Below are 18237 nucleotides of genomic sequence, written 5' to 3' on the forward strand. Positions count from 1 at the left end.
TGGCTTTGAATGTTTTAATTATTCTATATTCTGGATCTGCTCACGCATTTGTTCAATCAATACCTTTAATTCGACAGCTGAATTGGTGATATCAGCGTTAATTGATTTTGAGCCTAATGTATTCGCTTCTCGATTGAACTCTTGCATCATAAAGTCGAGGCGGCGGCCTTGTGGTCCACCCTTTTTAAGAATATTTTTAGTTTCTTTTACATGGCTAAACAGACGATCAATTTCTTCGTCAACATCCATTTTTTGAGCGAGTAATACCAACTCTTGTTCTACACGCTGTGAATCAAGTTCTATGTTTGCATCATTAAATTTTTCTAAAATGCGGTCGCGTTGCCATTGTACAACTTCTGGCATATGCGCTTTTACGTTCTCTGCCTGCACTACAATGCCATCAAGGCGTTGTTCGATGAGTTCTTTCATATTCTCGCCTTCGCTTGCACGAGCAGCAATAAAGTCTTTCAGTGCTTGGTCAAAACCTTTTAATATATCGGTTTGGATAACATCTAAATCTGCTTCTTCAGTTTCCATTACGCCCGGCCAACGCATAATTTCTACAGGGTTTACTTGGCTATTAAGTGTTTGCTCGTTTATCCAACCTGCATGTTCTAACAACTGCGCTGCAAGTTCTTTATTGAGTGATAGTTTACCTTTCGCTGAAGGGTTTGGATTAAAACGTAAAGCACACTCTACTTTACCGCGTGCTAATGCTTTACGAAAACGCTCTCGTAATACGGGCTCAATACTGCGAAATTGTTCAGGTAAACGAAAATAGTTTTCTAAAAATCGTTGGTTAACACTGCGAATTTCCCAAATGGCGTTACCCCACACCTCTTTAACTTCAACGCGAGCAAATGCTGTCATACTGTGGATCATAATCTTTCCTATTATTTACTTTATTAAGTTTCTTTTATAAGAATGAACGGGAAGATTATGCCTGACATGATGTTATTCAGCCATGTTTTATTAGAAAGTGGGCTAAATAATAAGCCCACCGAAAAGCGTCATTGTGAAATAATGTAGCTAAAACTTTAATAGTTTTAATTACATTGTGTTTAAAATTTCTTCATAAATTAATGAAATAATACTGCCGTATTTTCCAGTTTCAAATTCCTTTCCTTTGAAACTGTAATGCTTATCATCACCTTCAATTAATGTATGACGTGCGTTCGTTAGCAAAACTATTGCTAAATCATGCTCTGGATCTATCACTGTAACGGTTCCTGTCCATCCTGTGTGACCATAAGCATAGGCACTGGCATAAGGACCAAAATGCCACTTCAATGCACCGTTATTACTTCGACGCCAACCTAAACCAAAGCTACCATTACCATCAGCTGGTTTGGTAAATTGATCTAAAATACGTCGATCAAAAAAATGTTTATCGCCATAACCACCACCATTAAGAAGCGTTTGCATCAACACACCAATTTCCAACGTTGTTGAAAATAAACCGGCATGCCCAGCTACGCCACTAAAAGAGTGATAAGCCTTTTCATCGTGTACTTCACCTTGCAGCACATATTCACGCACATTATTAAAATCAACGCGACCACCTCTGGTTGTGCCATGAACTTCGGTTGCTGCAAACTGTTGTTTATATTTACCTTTATCTAAAGGGTTAAATAATGTGTCGGTTAGCCCAAGTTGTTGGTATATATGTTGCTCAACATAAGCATCTAATGCCTGCCCCGTTATTCTTTCTATTAACATGCCAAGCAACATAAAGTCGGTATCACTGTACATGTGCTTAGCGTTACGTCCAACAACAAAGGGCACATTATTTAAGATCAGTTGCTTGGTCTTTTTATGATTTTGCGAATAGAAGCTCGCCCCCAACTTATTCTCTTTAGTAAAGAATCGAACTTGCGGTGCATAACCCGCCGTATGCGTTAAAAAGTCTTTCACTAAACGGCTTTCACGCCCGCCACCATCATAATCAGGTAAATAATAAGAAAGCGGCTTAGTCACATCGAGTCGTCCTTCTTCTACCAACGTCATTAGGGCAAAATTAGTCGCAAACATTTTCGTATTTGAAGCAATATCAAAAATGGTATTTTTCTGCATTTTTACCGGCTGCGCTAAAAGCTCACCACCATCTGCAAATTTTCTGGCATAACCATATGCCTGATGTTTAATAATGTTGCCATCTTTTATCACTAATAAAGCTGCACCAGGAAATCCTTGCTCAATATCGTCAGTAATTTGTTTATCTACTGCTGAAAAGCTTTTAAGGGCTGTAGCACTTTTATCCATAGATTTATCAACGAGCTTAGGATAAGGAATAACAATATTAATTGAGGCACCTTCAGGCATTACATTTTCAACTCTAAGGGTGTTATTACCATTTTTAGTACGTCGCGCTAAGCTGTATTTATAACGGTTACCTGCGGTCATTGTCGAAGCAATGGAAATTTTTTGACCATTAATGAAAATATCAGCCGATGTTGCGTCAATGCTATCAATAATAATTTCACCGCGCCCTTTATACGCTTTGAATATTGCACGGTCATTTACCAATTCTCTTTTACTACGTATTTCCTCGGCATCAGGAAATACTCTGTCTATTTGTCCGCGTTTTACGCGATATACAGGCTCTATCTTAGGTTGTAGTTCAAGTTGATAACGTTGCCATAACGCCTCAAGCTTATTAGCCTTATATTTTTTTAATAACGCAAACAGTGTCGCCACGGTTTTAGCATCAGCTTTACCGTTTATATGCCAAGGAATAAAGTGCATTTGAAAAGCGGTAAGTGTATCGATGGTATTGTTATCCAATATGCCTGTTTCAGTAATGCCATAGCCATAACTGTTAAGCGCTTTTTGCACGAGACCAACATTAGGTAAATCACGCTGGAAAATTTGCCAGTATTCATCCATATCTGACTTTTCATACCAAGCGCCAATTCCAGCTTTGTACAATTGGTACCATGGGAATCTTGGCCCTGGATCGGTTTTTCTGGTTGGCGCGATATCGGCATGACCAACCACTTGCGTCGGGCCAATATCAGGGTTTCTAGCTAAAATGTCTTTTGATAACGCAATTAATAATTGAATTTGTTCGGGGTCAAAATCAGGAAATAGACAATTTCGACTATCACTACTTCTACTAATAAGCGCCATATTTTCGGTGCGTTTACATTCTGGTATGTTGACTATTTCTATGCCAATAGAGTGGTCATTTAAATCTCGCCTTCCCTGCCAATAGCTTGAGCCAGCGTGCCAAGCACGATCTTGTTCATCAACAAGTCGATAAATATTTAAATCACTATGGTCATAAGTACTATCTAACCTTTCTGGTAATAAATAATGAGAGCTCACCCCTCCTTTTTCCACCAATGCTGTTACCGAGCGCTCATAATTGATCGCAGTGTAATGCATGACTAAAAACTTAATACGTTTACTATAGTTTTCAGAGGGTAACTCTTCGATGGAAAGCGAGCTACAACTTGAAAGAAAAAGCAAACACGTTGCCATCAAGGTTGTAATGGTTATTGGTTTTTTAGTGGGTGAAGATAGTTTAGTTTTAATAAAAGACACTAGCATGATGTAACGTTCGAAATTCCTGTTTAATGTTATTGTTTAGTCAATCATGATGAACATTGACCAAACAATAAAATTAAGAAAAATCCCCGTAAGTACGGGGATTTATTTCTAATCCATTTATCAATTAAATTTGGCTAAACGTAGTTTAAAAACCAATATTTACTGATAACTGTAAGCGGCGAGCATTGATCAAACTACGCGGTTTACCGAAAGTTTCACTATCGGCGTATGGGTTATAGTTATAACCAGTTTGATTATCAAAGACATTAAATAAATCTGCACGGAATTTTACGGTGTAGTTATCAAACACGGTAAAGTTTTGCGTGTAGTTTAAGTCCATTTGCCAATGGCTCGCTTCACGGCGACTACCTGCATGCTCAGCATATTTAATAGTGTCATTTGAAGAACCGTACAAATCACCATCCCATTTTTCCCATACGTCACCTGATTGATACACTAAATAAGCACCAATATTAGCTTCCCAATCAGTGGTGTAATAACCATACGCTTTTAAAACATGGGGTTTATCACCATTTAATTTACCGTACTTACCATCCCAAAGTTGACGACCAATACCATCCGCTAAGTTAGATGAACCGATAAATAAATTACCATCACTGGCACCACTGGTAATATCTTGGTCATAGTTACCGTAGTAATGACTCCACGTATATGAAACACTGGCAAAGTATCTGTCTGCGCTATACTCAGCTTCTAAACTCACTTCATAGTAAGTATTTTTAGCGTCATCAAGTTCAGCAATAACATAAGACGAACCGCCCACTTCAGCACGCATTTCATCTAGGTTCTCAATGTATAGGCCTTTTTCAGCAATATGCGCTGGAACACCGCCAAATGGACCATATTCGCCGTAAAGGCGAGAGCCATTCCAAGTATCTTCCCAAGGGTGTGTTAGTTCACGATGTCTTACATGGCCTTTTACATATAATCTATCAGTCACCGACTTTGTCGCACCAATGGTAATTTCATCAATACGCTTAGGCTTAATGCCTTTTTGGAAGAACTTACCTGACGAGCCACTCGCTGGTTGGTCAGCAATATAATCACCGTTTTTATCAAAGAGTACATCCATCGATTTTTGTGAATTACGTGCCCAAGATGCCGCACGCGCCAAAGACGATGCTTCTGGGTTATAACTTGCATAATTTGCAAACACGGTTGCATCTTCAGCATAGTTCCAGGTAATACCTAAACGCGGCTGAAAAGTGTCTTTAAAGTCAATGGTATGCATTTTGTATTTATGACCCAATGCAATTTCGTATCCTGACACATTTGAAGAGTTAGCTTTTAAATCTTGTCCGTAAAGCACATCTTTACTGATGACAAAACCAACATTATAAATAAAGTCGCCATGTTCTATAGTGTCATTTACTTCAATGTTATAAGACTTACTAGAAGAAGTGATTGGCGCGACAACATCACCCGTTTCAGTTTCCAAACTCATTTGTTGCACGCTAGCCGCGTAATAAACAGGTGTGTCACCTTCGTAGTTATCAAATTGCTCACCGCCAACATACTCTATATAGCCCCAGCCATTTGATAATCGACTTAATACTTCGGTATTTTCTTTAAATTGAAAACCAAAGTGTAAGTTATGGTATGCTTCACCCACTTCTAATGTGTGATCAAGTGCAATTTCAAAACTGTCTCGGTAGAAGTTCTGGTTATTAAACTCATTATCACCACCAATTGAGCCGCCACCACGTTTAGCGCCATCGTCACCAACATAACCGTATTGGTCAATCAACATCTGTGCAGTGGCATTGTCATAAACATCTGAATCTTCATCAAGTTCCGGTACTCTGAACAAGCCAATTTGATCAAGTTGCCCCAATGGTAATGAATCACCAATACGTGGATTTACGTCATCAAATGTAGTATCTGGCGCGCCAACGGTTTCATAATCAAATTCACTGTATTTAAAGGATAATGTAGTTGAATCATTAATTAAGTATGAACCTTCAAATAACAAGATATCTTGCGTTGCATCATCACCGTTAGAGGTGCTGTCTTGATCCAATGAACCAACAGATAGACCTCGACCATTTCTATCTGAAGTACGATAGCTTAAGTCGAGAAGTAAATCTTCCGTTGGCGCCCAAGTAAATTTACCAAAATACTCTTCACGAACACTTTTATAATCTTTTGCAGGACCGTATGCGGTTTCTTTATTATCTCGCGTAACTTCTGGGCGATAAAAAGAACCGTAGAAAAACAGTTCATCTTCAATAATTGGGCCACTGACGTTACCTGATATCCAAGACTTATCTGTGGTATATTGCGCCAATTCTTTATCTTCAATATCTCTGTCGGCTACAAAGTTTTTATTTTGAATTTTATACTCTAGGTTGGCGTGAAATTCATTGGTACCCGATTTAGATTTAGAGTTAACCGCTACACCGCCAGAACGGTTAAAACCTATAGCTTTCGCACCACCACGATCCATAGATACATGAGCAATATCATGTGTAGAAGGCTCGGCAGATAAGTTACCGAACATAGGTAGTGATACATCTACACCATCAAAACCATATTTATTATCGCGGCCTGAACCACCCGCGTTTACACCAAGTGTTGAATTTTCGCTGTATTGCACACCTGGAATAAGTTTCATCATGTCACGAAAATCTTGACCTACCGGTAACGATTCAATCGCTTTTGCGCCAATTGAATTTGTTAATGCCGAGTCACCTTCACGCACAATATAAGAGCCAGAAACTGAAATCACTTCGATAGGTTGAGAAGGGTCTACTAGCACCATGTTCAGTTTAGAGGTTTGATCTAAAAATACTTGAACTTGTGCAGTCTGCACCTTACCGTCTTGGGTTTTAAATGAAAGTTCATAATTACCAGGCAATAGTGCCGGCAAGCTATAACTACCATCAGCGCGAGTAACAGCCGTTCGAGCTTTAGGCATTACATTACTCTTAGCGGTTACAACAACACCTTCTACTGAAGATCCTGTCGCTTCACTCAATACTTTACCTCGAATATCTGTAGCTGCATTAGCACTGGAAATAGCACCCAGTCCCAACCCTATACACAAGGCTACTTTTTTAAGTTTCATGTTTGGCTTCTCCTAATTTATTATTATTTAATAAACCACTTGGTTAGCGAACATCTGACCCTGGACCGTAAAATGTTATTAGCTATGTTATCCATAAGTGATTATTAATTATCCAGCATAATCAACTTAGCACACAAAACGACAATGTGAAATAATTTATTATTAATATTTTATTTAATTAAAATATTTTAGTACGAAAAATGTTGATATTCTGTTAATAAAAAACAAACATTATGTTTACACCAAAATATCGACCATTTAACGTCATTAATTTATTTACGCTTGTGCAGATTTACTTACTTCATCTAATAGATAAAGAATAGATTGGTAAGGTACGCCGCTGTGCTGGCTCAAGCCTATTTCACAGGTTCTACTATTACTAAAACCTCGTTGACAATTTTTAGGGATTTGTGCTGACAAAGGCGCTAACGCGCTTTTGTTTAATGCGGGTAAGAAAAAACCTTTATCGCCCGCAAAGCCACAACAATTAATATCGTTTGGAATAATAACGTTATCACTGCACAAGCCAGCTAGTGTAGTGAGTGCCTTCGCACCATCATGTTGGATACTGCTACAGGTTTTATGCAGCATTATAGGCTCAGACGTTTTTGAGATCGCAAGGCGAGGAACGACCGACATCAGCAAGTACTCTGAAAGCTCTAAAATGTTTGCGTGCTTTAGTTGGTTTAACGTCAAAGCACAGGGGCTAGCGTCAATCACGATCGGCCAACGGCCATTGTCAGAAGCAGCCTCAACTGTATCAATAAGTTGTTGTGCTTTTTGTTCGGCCACGTTTTTATTGCCTTTAGACAACCATGGCTTTCCACAACACAAATTATCAATTGATTCTGGAATAATTAATTCTATGTTTGCCTTGGCTAAAATAGCCGCTAAAACGGTTGTTATCGAGCGTTGATCTTTGGCTTTTTCGTCTGTTGCAAAAACGCGGTTTGTACACGAAGAGATAAAAACAACTTTGGGCTTTTGTTCACGCGTTGTTGGATCGATTAACGAAGGTAACTTCTGTTCTTCATCACGACTTTCTACGCCATTAGGCCAACTGCTTTGCCAAAGCGGTATTTTATTAAAGGTTAGGGTGTTTAAACACTTAAATATCCGTTTAGTATTTTTTTCTCCAATCACTTTTGACGTATTGGCAATTAACTTAACCGCTTTATTCGCCCCCCATAGTACTTTATCAAAATGCTTTGCACTGAATTGCTGAACCCGCTGAGATTGATTGTTTTTTTCTCGAAGCGTATGTATAAACTGGCCAGTATCTATACCCACAGGGCAGTGATGAGCACAAAGACCTGTTGCAGCGCAGCTATCAATACCATAAAACTGATACTGTTGAGTTAAGGCTTTGTATTCTAGTTGTTGTGAGTCTGTTAGTACCCCACGTTGTTTTCGAGCGTTTAATTCACTTATGCGCCGCCAAACGGCAATACGCTGTCTCGGCGTTATCGTATAGTTTTTTGAAGGACATACAGGTTCACAGAAGCCACATTCAATGCATTTATCAATAATGTCGTCTGATTGCGGAAGTGATTTCAGATCTAATAAATGCGCATTTTCATTGTCATTAATGATGACACCAGGGTTTAGAATATTTAGTGGATCAAAGCTCGTTTTTATTAACTTCATCACCTGATAAATATCTTCTCCCCACTCCATTTCCACAAATGGCGCCATATTTCTGCCAGTACCATGCTCTGCTTTTAAGGACCCTTGAAAATCAATCGCAATAAGGTTTGAAACAGCACGCATAAATTGACTATATCGTTCTACTTCTTCGTTATCTTCAAAGGACTGACTAAACACAAAATGTAAGTTGCCATCTAAGGCATGACCAAAAATTATCGCATCATGGTAACCGTAACGATCAAAGAGTTGATGTAATTTATTTACGCCGTTAGCCAAATCTTCTATCGGTAACGCGACATCTTCTATAATAACGGTTGTACCTACTGCTCTTGCTGCGCCCACAGCTGGAAACATGCCTTTGCGAATCGCCCACAGCTTTTCAATATCAAGCTTATCTTGCGTAAAGGTTTTTGCCGCGACCAAATGGGAATCGCAATCTTTGATATGTTGCTCAACAAGCGCTAATTTATGTGTTAAACCGTCTGAGGTTGAAGCAGATAATTCGATCAGTAATCCTGCATGGCGAGGAGACAACGTCTGCACTGAAATAAACGCTTTCAATTTGTCGGTTACTGAATTTAATGCCGTACCATCCATTAACTCAATGGCGGAGACTGACATTGACGTTAATTTTTGCACCAGTTCGCAAGCGACTTGGATATCGTCAAAAACAAATAAACCTACCGCCGAGAACGGATCCACAGCAATAGTATTGTAGGTAATGTTAGAGATGAAACCTAAGGTCCCCTCAGACCCGATCATTAAGTGACTAATAATATCGATGGGGTCTGTGTATTCCAACAAAGCATTAACACCATAGCCCATGGTATTTTTTAAGCGATATTTATGGGCAATTTTCGCGGCAAGCGCTGGGGTATTTTTAATCTTATTGGCTAAATCGGTTATTTCACCAATTAGCTTAGGGTTTTGGCGACAAAATCGTTCTCGCGATAATAAATTTGCCGTGTCTAATACTGTCCCATCTGCCATAACAATACGCATATCAGCCATTGTATGGTAGCTGTTATTTTTGACACCACAGCACATACCCGATGAATTATTAGCCGCTATGCCACCAATTTTACAACTATTTATCGACGCTGGATCAGGGCCAATTTTACGACCATAACTTAACAACGCTCGATTAGCATGAGCACCAATAACACCGGGCTGAAGTGTTATTTTTTTGCCTTTTTCTAAAATATCTACGTTATTCCACTTATGAGACAAAATAATCAACACAGAATCTGTGATTGCTTGACCAGATAAACTTGTACCAGCTGCTCTAAAAGTCACCGGAACTGCATGCTGATATGACAGTTTCATCACATCAACAAGCTGTTGCTCATTATCTATTTTAATGATGAGTTTGGGCACCAAACGATAAAAGCTTGCATCTGTACCAAAAGCATAACGTTGAAGTTTATCTGTAATAATTTGACTATCGTCCAGTGTGCCTTTTAATGCTGTTAAAAAAGTTGAGAATGTGTTTACTTTTATTGATTCGCGCATGTGTTTCTAGCCCACTGTTGCATAATTTAGTTTTTATTCCATCAATCACGAGTATTGGAATAGTAAAAATCTATAGGTTAACGTTATTATTTAAAACATCAATTAAAAATAGAATAATTTATTCAAACGAAAACTTTATGAAAATGAGCTCGTTAATCAATATCTAGCGAAATTAAATAGTATTTCACAATATTTTTTCTGGAATCTTTATTAGCAGTCATGATATAAATCCAAAAATAATTTATTACTAAGTGAATATTTAATCGATGTCAGCTCTTATAAAAATTAAAGCAATACAAAATTCGTTGTCTGCAAGTGAAGCTAAAATAGCGTCGTTCGTATTAAAGTCTTCTAATGCAATAAGAGACTTGTCTTCACAGGAATTATCCAGTGTTATCGGCATAAGCCAGTCAAGCGTGATTAAATTTACACAAAAATTAGGTTATAAGGGTTACCCCGCATTTAAGTTAGCCATAATAGATGCGCTTAATAGCGAAACGAATGATCCTAAGCTTCACGGAGAGATTACGCTCAAGTCAAGTTTGCCGCAAATATCTGACGTGCTGCTTAATAGTAAAGTATCGGTCTTAACTGAAACTAAAGTACTCATAGAGCAAGAATCTTTAGAGCAAGCGGTTAAATTAATTACCTCTGCTAATCGTATTCTCATTTGTGGACTAGGTGGCTCTGCACTGGTAGGTAAAGACTTTTCATATAAGTTACAAAAGCTTGGTTATTCAGCATATGCGGAGCCCGATGGTCACGCACAATTAGCCTTCGTTTCAACCTTTAAAAAGGGTGATCTTGTGTTTGCGATCAGTGAATCGGGGCAAACAAGAGAGATTAAGTCGGTAACAGAACAAGCCAAAGCCAACAACAGTTCTGTCATTTCTTTAACAAAATACGGTTCAACACCGGTTTCAGAAAATGCCGATGTAAAACTTTATTCAATTGCAGAACAAGAGTCGTTGAGACTTTCGTCAATTCTAGCCAGAACATCGCAAGAGTTTGTTATCGATATCTTATTTATTGCTATCACACAATCATCAAGTCAAGGACGTAAGCTGCTTGAAAAAAGTAATAATGCAGTAAAGAGCTTTAGAGAAAGTTAAGGCATTAACTCAACTAAAGCTCTTTACAGGTTTTATTATTGATAGAGGAGGTAAGGCTTTCTTTGACGTTTAAATTCGGCTACGTCTTTTTGCCATGTTTCGCTAATTTGTTTGGCACTTTTATCCGCAATTATCATTTTTCTTATTTTATCTGTGCCCGCAAGTTTATCCATAAAGTTTGGAGACTTGAAAAATTCGGCGTCATTCTGTTTGAATTTCTGATACCACTGTATAAGCAAACTTAAATCTAAGCCCTTAATGTCCACCGTTCTCAAATCCTGACCTGTTAAGGCTTTATCCATTAATTTCGGCTTCATTGCGCTTCCGGGCATTGAAATCGGTGTAAAGTTAAAATCACCGATAAAGTACTTGTCGTGACCTAGCACTTGAAATGGAAAGGGGGTTCCTCGGCCTAAACTAACGTAGGTTGATTCAAAAAACGTTAGTGACGGATAAAGCTGAATTGCCTGATCATTAGGTAAATTAGGACTAGGCTTTATAGGTAATGAGTAATGATCACTTCGCGTATAGTGCTTAACAGGTATCACGTTTAAATTAAGTGTATTTTTCGTGTTTAGCCATCCTTCGCCATCAATCATCAACGCTAATTCAGCTAACGTCATACCGTGTAATATAGGAATAGGATGCATGCCAACAAAAGAGCTAAATTTATCTTCTAAAATTGGACCATCAACATACGCGATATTCGGGTTAGGTCGGTCAAGTACGATAAACGCTTTATTCGCGTCAGCTGACGCCTCCATCATATAGTGCATAGAGCTTAGATAGGTATAAAACCTTAAGCCAACATCTTGAATATCAAAAAGAATAACGTCTAAATCAGTTAACACCTCTTGTGAAGGTTTTTTATTTTTACCGTAAATAGAAATAATAGGAAGGTTCGTTTTTGCATCAATGTTGTTATCAACAACCGCTCCGGCATCATGGTTACCTCTAAAGCCATGTTCTGGCGCAAAAATAGCTTTTACTTTTACCTTTTTACTCAGTAAAAAATCAACCAAATGTTGCCCATTCACCATTGATGTTTGGTTAACCACTAAGCCTACTTTCTTATCTTTTAATAAGGGTTGATATAACGCCCACTGCTCTGCACCAACCACGATTGATTGTGCATGACTGTTAACACTTAACAATAAAGTAAGACAAAGCAGGTGATTTATCGCATATTTTAAATACTGCATTTTATTTTTACTCGTTAACTGATTGATCAACGGCTTTTCTTAAAAAGCCATTGTTGTTATTCAACAATAACTTGGCATCTTCGACAGATAAACCTGTTAATACGAGTAAAATAGCTAACTTCGCGTTATTACCTGCATTTGATAGGGCATGAGTTGCCGTTTTTACATCACAAGCACTTGCTTGCATAACAATTCGAATGGCTCTCGCTTTTAATTTTTCATTGCTCGCATATACATCAACCATTAAGTTTTCATAGATTTTGCCAGTTTTAATCATACTTGCGGTGGTTAACATGTTGAGAATGAGTTTTTGTGCTGTACCAGACTTAAGGCGGGTAGAGCCAGTTAACGCTTCAGGGCCTACTTCAGCGCAAATAGCAATATCCGCTTCTTTGAGTAAGTCAGAGTCAGCGTTACACGCTACACCTATCGCTTTCGCTCCTACTTCTTTCGCATATTTTAAAGCTGATATGGTGTAAGGCGTTCTACCACTTGCCGCTATGCCAACAACAATATCATCTTTCATTAATTGCTTTTGTTTGAGTTCAGTTATCGCAAGTTCTGGGTCATCTTCAGCGCCTTCAACTGCTTTATACATCGCACGTTCTCCACCAGCAATTAACGCCGTTACTTGCTGATCAGTAACACTAAAGGTGGGTGGACACTCAACAGCATCTAAAACGCCTAATCGTCCACTTGTGCCTGCACCGACATAAATTAATCGACCACCTTTATTAAAAGTCTTAACAATTTCTTCAACCGCTAACGTTATCTCTGGAATTGCCTGCTCTACAATCGAAGCTACCTTATGATCTTCTTTATTCAAAGAGACCAACAAACTTGTTGTATCTAATAAATCCAAATCCATGGTGTCAGGGTTACGGCCTTCCGAAGCCATGAATTGTAGCTCTTCAATCAATTTTGACTGGTCTTTATTTACGTCGCCATTCATAACTACGTATTCTCCTTGTTTTTTTTATTTATCAGTTGTTCCGCTAAAAAGCAGGCGCCATCCAAGGCGTTGCCTTTGGGGGGTATTAATAATGCTAAAATTGAAGGGGTTAAGTATGGTTTGGTAGGTTCTGCAAGCCCACCGAGTAACACCACAGGCAATTGAAGATCACCTCTGGTTTTTGTTATTAATCTTTCAACATTCTTTACATGTTGAGCTAATACCGCTTTAGCAGTAGGACATTCATCATTTAACTCAAATGCTAATGGCGCGATACTGGCAAAGTCGATAGGCTTTGCCGTTGTCGACCATTGAATGAGTTTATCTCTGCCCGCCGATATTTTATGGCAAAGTGCTTTACCTAATGAGCTGACTATTTCGTTATTTGCTTCAAGCTCTGCCAGTATGGACTGAATAATTAGCACACCCAATTTAGCGCCACTTCCTTCATCGCCAATAGTAAACCCCCAACCACCTTTTAAAGCGCTATGACCATTATCAGTAAGTGTCGCCCCTACAGAGCCTGTACCAAGCGAGATCATTGCCACTGGTTGGCCGGCATTAGCACCATACAAAGAGGTTTTAGCATCAGTACAAAGTTCAAAACAGCGAAAGTCTTTAGCTAACTGATGAGTAAACTTATCTGACTTATCTTTATTACCTGCGCCAGCGAGACCTATCACAATGGAAATTTGTTCTCTACGGGCACCAGAAAGCGTTAGTAGCTGTTCAATTAAGCTTTCGCAAGTTCTAAGGGCTAGCTCAAAATCATTTGTTAAAGACGAAGCCCCACCCCTTACTTGCCATTGTTGTTCGGTGCCTAAACGTTGTAATCTAGCAATCGTTTTAGTACCGCCACCGTCGATACCTAAAATATAATCTGGATCATTCTTTATGAGGTTCATGCTCATCGCTCCACACAAGCATCAACGGGTATAGGCATCTCTTTTTTAGTGCCAAAAGAACAGACCAAAAATGAAACAAAAGCGCCAATACATAATTGCCATGTAAAGCCTAAATCAAAGATGAGTGATTCAGGTAAAAGTAGGGACATTACATAAGGCTGAAAACATAGAGTAATCAAGAAACCAATAACTAAGGCAGCAAGTACCGATGTTGAATTACCACGTTGAGTAAACAGCGCAGTAAAAAACACACCTAATAAACCACTATATGAGAAAACCATCACACTTAATGCAAACTTCAATAACGGCATATCAGTGTAACGTTGCCAATAAAAACAAAGGATTGCCATCAAGCATAAGGTAATGGCAACTAACGCCATGCCCACCTGTCCAGCTTTAACAAAATGCGATTCAGGCAAATTTGCTTTGTTCTTTTCTTTAAAAGGTCGATATATGTCATTAACCAATACCGATGACATTGAATTCAAGCCAGAATTCAATGTTGAGAGTGCTGCCGCAATGATGCCTATTGTTACTAATCCTCGAACCCCTGCAGGAATCTCATTTAATACGTAGTACATAAAAATAGTGATTTTTTCACCTTGAAAGCTTTGTACTAAATCGCTCGCTGCTGCGGTATGCATAATGTCAGGGCGCTGATATAAGATAAATAGCAACAAGCCAATGATGATAAACAACAGCATGACAGGTATCACTAACGCAACAGATAGCAACATCGCTTTGTTGGCTTCTTTTACATTTTTACAGGTGAGTATTCGCTGTGTCATATCTTGATCCAAACCAAATGCAGCGAAGTTAAGTAAAACAAAGCCTGTAATGGCCGACCAAAAGTTAAACACACCAGAAGAGGAAAAATCCCAATCAAATTTAAGCAAGGTTAATTTTGAATCGGCGCCAGGCGCTGGATACTGAAGAGCACCAATTATTTGTGTAAAGTTTGCTGGAATCGCTTGATATAAAAAATAAATGACAAAAAACGCAGCACTGACATAAACGGCACATTGAATCACATCGCCGTAGATAACTGAACGAATACCGCCAAACACGGTATATAACAAACCTGCTGCAGTTAATACCATTGTTGAAATAATTACGCTATTAGCATCAATATTACCGAATAAAATCATCGATACTGCTAAAGCGGCCATATATAAACGAGCACCACTGGCAAAAATTCGGCCAAACAAATACATCATGCCGGCTTGTTTTTTGGCTGCACTGCCCATTCGTTTTTCTAGCAACTCATAAACAGTAAACACTTTATTTTGATAAAACTTGGGGATCAAAATGATACTAACTAGCACTGCCGCAACCACAGCACCAATATTGGTTGCTAAATAAGATAGGTCACCTTGGTAGCCCTGATCGGGCCCACCTAAAAAGGTTGCTGCTGACTGTGATGTTGCTAACACGGAGATAGCAACCATCCAGGTTGGGATCGTGTTACCACCAAGAAAGTAGTCTTGCGTATTGATAGATTTCTTACGATTAAAATAAAGGCCAGAGCCAATTAACAATGTGCCGTAAAGACCAAAAACAATCCAGTCTAATTCGGAGTATACAGAAGTCATAAGCCCTCTATTCAAATATAAAAACAAGATTAGAATAATTTATTCTTATCTTAGCACAATGATGTAATTAAATATAATTATTTAATGATTGAAATACTTCTTTTTAAACTATTTAAGGTTTATCAACCCGTCAATTGATTCGATACCTAACCCAGGTAGGTTGTTCAACTTAATAAGAGACTTATCAAATAGCACACCACCCTTAACAGGATCAAAGCGTCCTAAAGCAGGACCATCAAGATCGATCTTGGTAATAACCGCTGATTTTGCGACAGCAAGATGAGCAGCAGCAGCTACAGCTATACTCCCTTCAAGCATACAGCCGATCATGCAATCTACTTGGTATGTTTTAGCGATATCTGCAATCGCTATCGCGTTAGATATACCGCCGGTTTTCATTAACTTTATATTAATAATATCAACACACTGGTTAGTGATAAGTTCAATAACTTGCTTTGGTGAAAATGCACTCTCATCTGCCATTATCGGCGTATTAACGCGATCACTAATGTATTTTAAACCTGCAAAATCATCTGCTTTAACGGGTTGCTCAATTAACTCAAGTTGTATGTCTGCACGTTCAAAAAGATTAGCAGCATAAACGGTTTGTTTCGCGCTCCACCCTTGGTTTACATCTAAGCGCAATAACACTTTATCGCCAACGGCCTGATGAATCGCTTTTACACGCTCAACGTCTTCTAAAATATCATGTCCAATTTTTATTTTTAGAATATCAAAACCATTATCAATCGCTTCAAGTGAGTCGTTTATCATTTTATCGATTTGATCAACACTAATCGTAACATCCGTTTTTAATGTATCGGCACTACCACCCAATAACTTGCTCAAGGGTGCCTTGTACAATTTTCCCCACAGATCATAAATGGCAATTTCTAGGGCCGCTTTGGCACTGGTATTGTTCACCATGCTAGATTGAATAACCGAGATAATTCCATTAAGGTTTTCAATGTCCATTCCCCGTAATTTAGGCAAAAATACCAACTCAATTGCCGCAATAATGGAGCCATGCGTATCACCTGTTATTACAGGCGTTGATGGCGCAGAACCGTAACCGACGTCACCGGTATCTGTTTCAATAATCACGACTAAATCTTCGATGTTTTCAACCGTTCTCATTGACGTTTTAAAGGGTGTAATCAATGGAACAACTAATTTTGCAAAACGAATATTAGTAATTTTCATTAGGCTTCCTTGTTGAACAAAATAGACACATTAACGGCATTTAATGACTTCTTATTCGCTTAATATTGTATATTCTATCGATATAACTAGTGTTTTTTGACAGTTGTAATGGCAGTAATGGTGTCACAGACACACCGTTTAAGGTGCCACGATAGTATTGGTTATTTTGATCAAAATACGACATACCTTTTACATCATGAATTACGTATGGCTTACCTTGATCGTAGCCGAGAAACATCACAACATGTCCAGGAATATATAGTAAATCGCCAACCTCTAAACTATTAATTGCAGATAGTTTTTCTTCAATTGTTGACGCTTTATTGAAATTTACATTAATTCCGTACTGGCTTTTTCCTTGCCACGTTGAATTACGTGGCATTACTATGCCAAACGTTTTATAAACTTCGCCGACAAAGCCTGTACAATCTCGCGCATTATAATCATGACCCCAGCCATATCGTTCACCTAAAAACTTAAATGCTTGGTTAATAATATTTTCTTTCGTAAAAGGTAAGTAGCCAATACTAATATCCTGACTTTTTGCGATTAACGCGAGTGAAAACGCTAGTGTTCCTTTTTCATTTCGCACTGGCATACGCACAACATGAGAAGCGAATGGGTTTTGGCCGTGCAATTCGCCGCCTAAATCATCAGCGTTAACAAGTGGCAGTTTAACGCCCATATCTAATTGTACTTGAGAGATGCGATTATTATTTGGCACAAAGTTGGTAAATACCTTATCGCCGGTAACAACGATAAAATCTTCGGCTTGCATAAAGCGAGTAATCTCATTTTTAGAGCCAATGGCAATAGCCTCTTTAGGCACCCACGCAAGATAATTATAGCTTCTTACTAATAGCCATTGTTGATCGGCACTTTCATGGATAATCGCAACCGCTTCACCCGGAAAAATACCGGTTTCTTGAAAGCGATCTAGATCTGTATCCATGGCACTATTAAACACTCGGTCATGAGTAGGAAAAGTTCTCAACGAGCTGCGCTTTACCGCCAAGCCCCATTTCGTTGTTTGTGTCTCTTTAACGTTTTTCAAATTAACGTTGCTAAGATAACGATCAAAATGTGACTTTTCTAATAATGTACCATCGGCATAAAAACGTTTGCTTGTTGGCACTGAACTGATTTTATTGATTAGCGCTATAACGTGCTGTTTAGTTAAAACATTATCCATAGATAATGGGTCAACAACATAAGGGTTGTTATCAAACAACTTTTGATTGAATTGCTTAATCGCTGCCTGCGCCATTATTATCGATTGCTGTGCTTGCGGTTTTTTCCAGTACGATGAATGCAAATGCCCTTGGTGAATACCAATCACGTCAGACGCTAATGGCTTGCTCGTTTGATTTACATCATTAACACCGCTACATGCTGTAATACCTATTATCGTAAGCGCAGCAAATACTGAAGCAGAGAAGCTAATTTTCATTATCGTTCCTCATTACACCTGA

Annotated in this window: 11 protein-coding genes; 1 reads left to right on the forward strand and 10 read right to left on the reverse strand. The window is 38.6% G+C overall.

The features are described 5' to 3' along the window. Positions 1–18 precede the first annotated feature (18 nt). The 4 genes from QUE09_RS16330 to QUE09_RS16345 all read right to left on the reverse strand — a co-directional run bounded on the left by QUE09_RS16330 (position 19) and on the right by QUE09_RS16345 (position 9799). Complete coding sequence (locus QUE09_RS16330; protein ID WP_286233937.1) at positions 19–882, reverse strand: YicC/YloC family endoribonuclease; 864 nt, start codon at positions 880–882, stop codon at positions 19–21. 168 nt (positions 883–1050) lie between these two features. Then, entirely contained in the window at positions 1051–3552 is a 2502-nt protein-coding gene (pbp4b, locus tag QUE09_RS16335) for a penicillin binding protein PBP4B (protein ID WP_434017233.1), read from the reverse strand. Positions 3553–3697: 145 nt separating this feature from the next. Next, positions 3698–6640 (reverse strand): TonB-dependent receptor, encoded by a 2943-nt coding sequence (locus QUE09_RS16340; RefSeq protein WP_286233938.1) that lies wholly within the window; start codon positions 6638–6640, stop codon positions 3698–3700. Positions 6641–6916: 276 nt separating this feature from the next. Next, a complete protein-coding gene (locus tag QUE09_RS16345) occupies positions 6917–9799 on the reverse strand; it encodes an FAD-binding and (Fe-S)-binding domain-containing protein (protein WP_286233939.1) in 2883 nt (960 codons plus the stop codon). Positions 9800–10065: 266 nt separating this feature from the next. Here QUE09_RS16345 and QUE09_RS16350 point away from each other — a divergent pair, with 266 nt between their 5' ends. Then, complete coding sequence (locus QUE09_RS16350) at positions 10066–10911, forward strand: MurR/RpiR family transcriptional regulator (protein WP_286233940.1); 846 nt, start codon at positions 10066–10068, stop codon at positions 10909–10911. Positions 10912–10946: 35 nt separating this feature from the next. Here QUE09_RS16350 and QUE09_RS16355 read toward each other — a convergent pair whose 3' ends face one another. The 6 genes from QUE09_RS16355 to QUE09_RS16380 form a co-directional block, all read right to left on the reverse strand. Next, positions 10947–12113, reverse strand: coding sequence for an exo-beta-N-acetylmuramidase NamZ family protein (locus QUE09_RS16355; RefSeq protein WP_286233941.1), 1167 nt, complete (start codon positions 12111–12113; stop codon positions 10947–10949). A gap of 7 nt (positions 12114–12120) precedes the next feature. After that, complete coding sequence (gene murQ / locus QUE09_RS16360; RefSeq protein ID WP_286233942.1) at positions 12121–13065, reverse strand: N-acetylmuramic acid 6-phosphate etherase; 945 nt, start codon at positions 13063–13065, stop codon at positions 12121–12123. Between the two features lie 2 nt (positions 13066–13067). Further along, positions 13068–13970, reverse strand: a complete 903-nt coding sequence (locus tag QUE09_RS16365) for a glucosamine kinase nucleotide-binding domain-containing protein (protein ID WP_286233943.1) — start codon at positions 13968–13970, stop codon at positions 13068–13070. 2 nt (positions 13971–13972) lie between these two features. After that, the gene (locus QUE09_RS16370; protein WP_286233944.1) at positions 13973–15562 is read right to left on the reverse strand and encodes a sodium:solute symporter; all 1590 of its coding nucleotides are present in this window, start codon (positions 15560–15562) and stop codon (positions 13973–13975) included. Between the two features lie 108 nt (positions 15563–15670). After that, positions 15671–16765 carry a dipeptide epimerase gene (locus tag QUE09_RS16375; protein WP_286233945.1) on the reverse strand — a complete coding sequence of 365 codons (1095 nt, stop codon included), beginning with the start codon at positions 16763–16765 and terminating at the stop codon, positions 15671–15673. A gap of 40 nt (positions 16766–16805) precedes the next feature. Next, entirely contained in the window at positions 16806–18215 is a 1410-nt protein-coding gene (locus QUE09_RS16380; RefSeq protein WP_286233946.1) for a C40 family peptidase, read from the reverse strand. Positions 18216–18237 lie beyond the last annotated feature (22 nt).

The sequence above is a fragment of the Thalassotalea sediminis genome (genome assembly GCF_030295915.1).
GTDB classification, from domain to species: domain Bacteria; phylum Pseudomonadota; class Gammaproteobacteria; order Enterobacterales; family Alteromonadaceae; genus Thalassotalea_C; species Thalassotalea_C sediminis.

What these genes read in the sequence shown, in the direction of transcription:
- QUE09_RS16330 (WP_286233937.1), bottom strand. Translation starts at nt 882, where the DNA reads ATGATCCACAGTATGACAGCATTTGCTCGCGTTGAAGTTAAAGAGGTG.
- QUE09_RS16375 (WP_286233945.1), bottom strand. Translation starts at nt 16,765, where the DNA reads ATGAAAATTACTAATATTCGTTTTGCAAAATTAGTTGTTCCATTGATT.
- pbp4b (WP_434017233.1), bottom strand. Translation starts at nt 3,552, where the DNA reads ATGCTAGTGTCTTTTATTAAAACTAAACTATCTTCACCCACTAAAAAA.
- QUE09_RS16355 (WP_286233941.1), bottom strand. Translation starts at nt 12,113, where the DNA reads ATGCAGTATTTAAAATATGCGATAAATCACCTGCTTTGTCTTACTTTA.
- QUE09_RS16345 (WP_286233939.1), bottom strand. Translation starts at nt 9,799, where the DNA reads ATGCGCGAATCAATAAAAGTAAACACATTCTCAACTTTTTTAACAGCA.
- QUE09_RS16350 (WP_286233940.1), top strand. Translation starts at nt 10,066, where the DNA reads ATGTCAGCTCTTATAAAAATTAAAGCAATACAAAATTCGTTGTCTGCA.
- QUE09_RS16380 (WP_286233946.1), bottom strand. Translation starts at nt 18,215, where the DNA reads ATGAAAATTAGCTTCTCTGCTTCAGTATTTGCTGCGCTTACGATAATA.
- murQ (WP_286233942.1), bottom strand. Translation starts at nt 13,065, where the DNA reads ATGAATGGCGACGTAAATAAAGACCAGTCAAAATTGATTGAAGAGCTA.
- QUE09_RS16340 (WP_286233938.1), bottom strand. Translation starts at nt 6,640, where the DNA reads ATGAAACTTAAAAAAGTAGCCTTGTGTATAGGGTTGGGACTGGGTGCT.
- QUE09_RS16365 (WP_286233943.1), bottom strand. Translation starts at nt 13,970, where the DNA reads ATGAACCTCATAAAGAATGATCCAGATTATATTTTAGGTATCGACGGT.
- QUE09_RS16370 (WP_286233944.1), bottom strand. Translation starts at nt 15,562, where the DNA reads ATGACTTCTGTATACTCCGAATTAGACTGGATTGTTTTTGGTCTTTAC.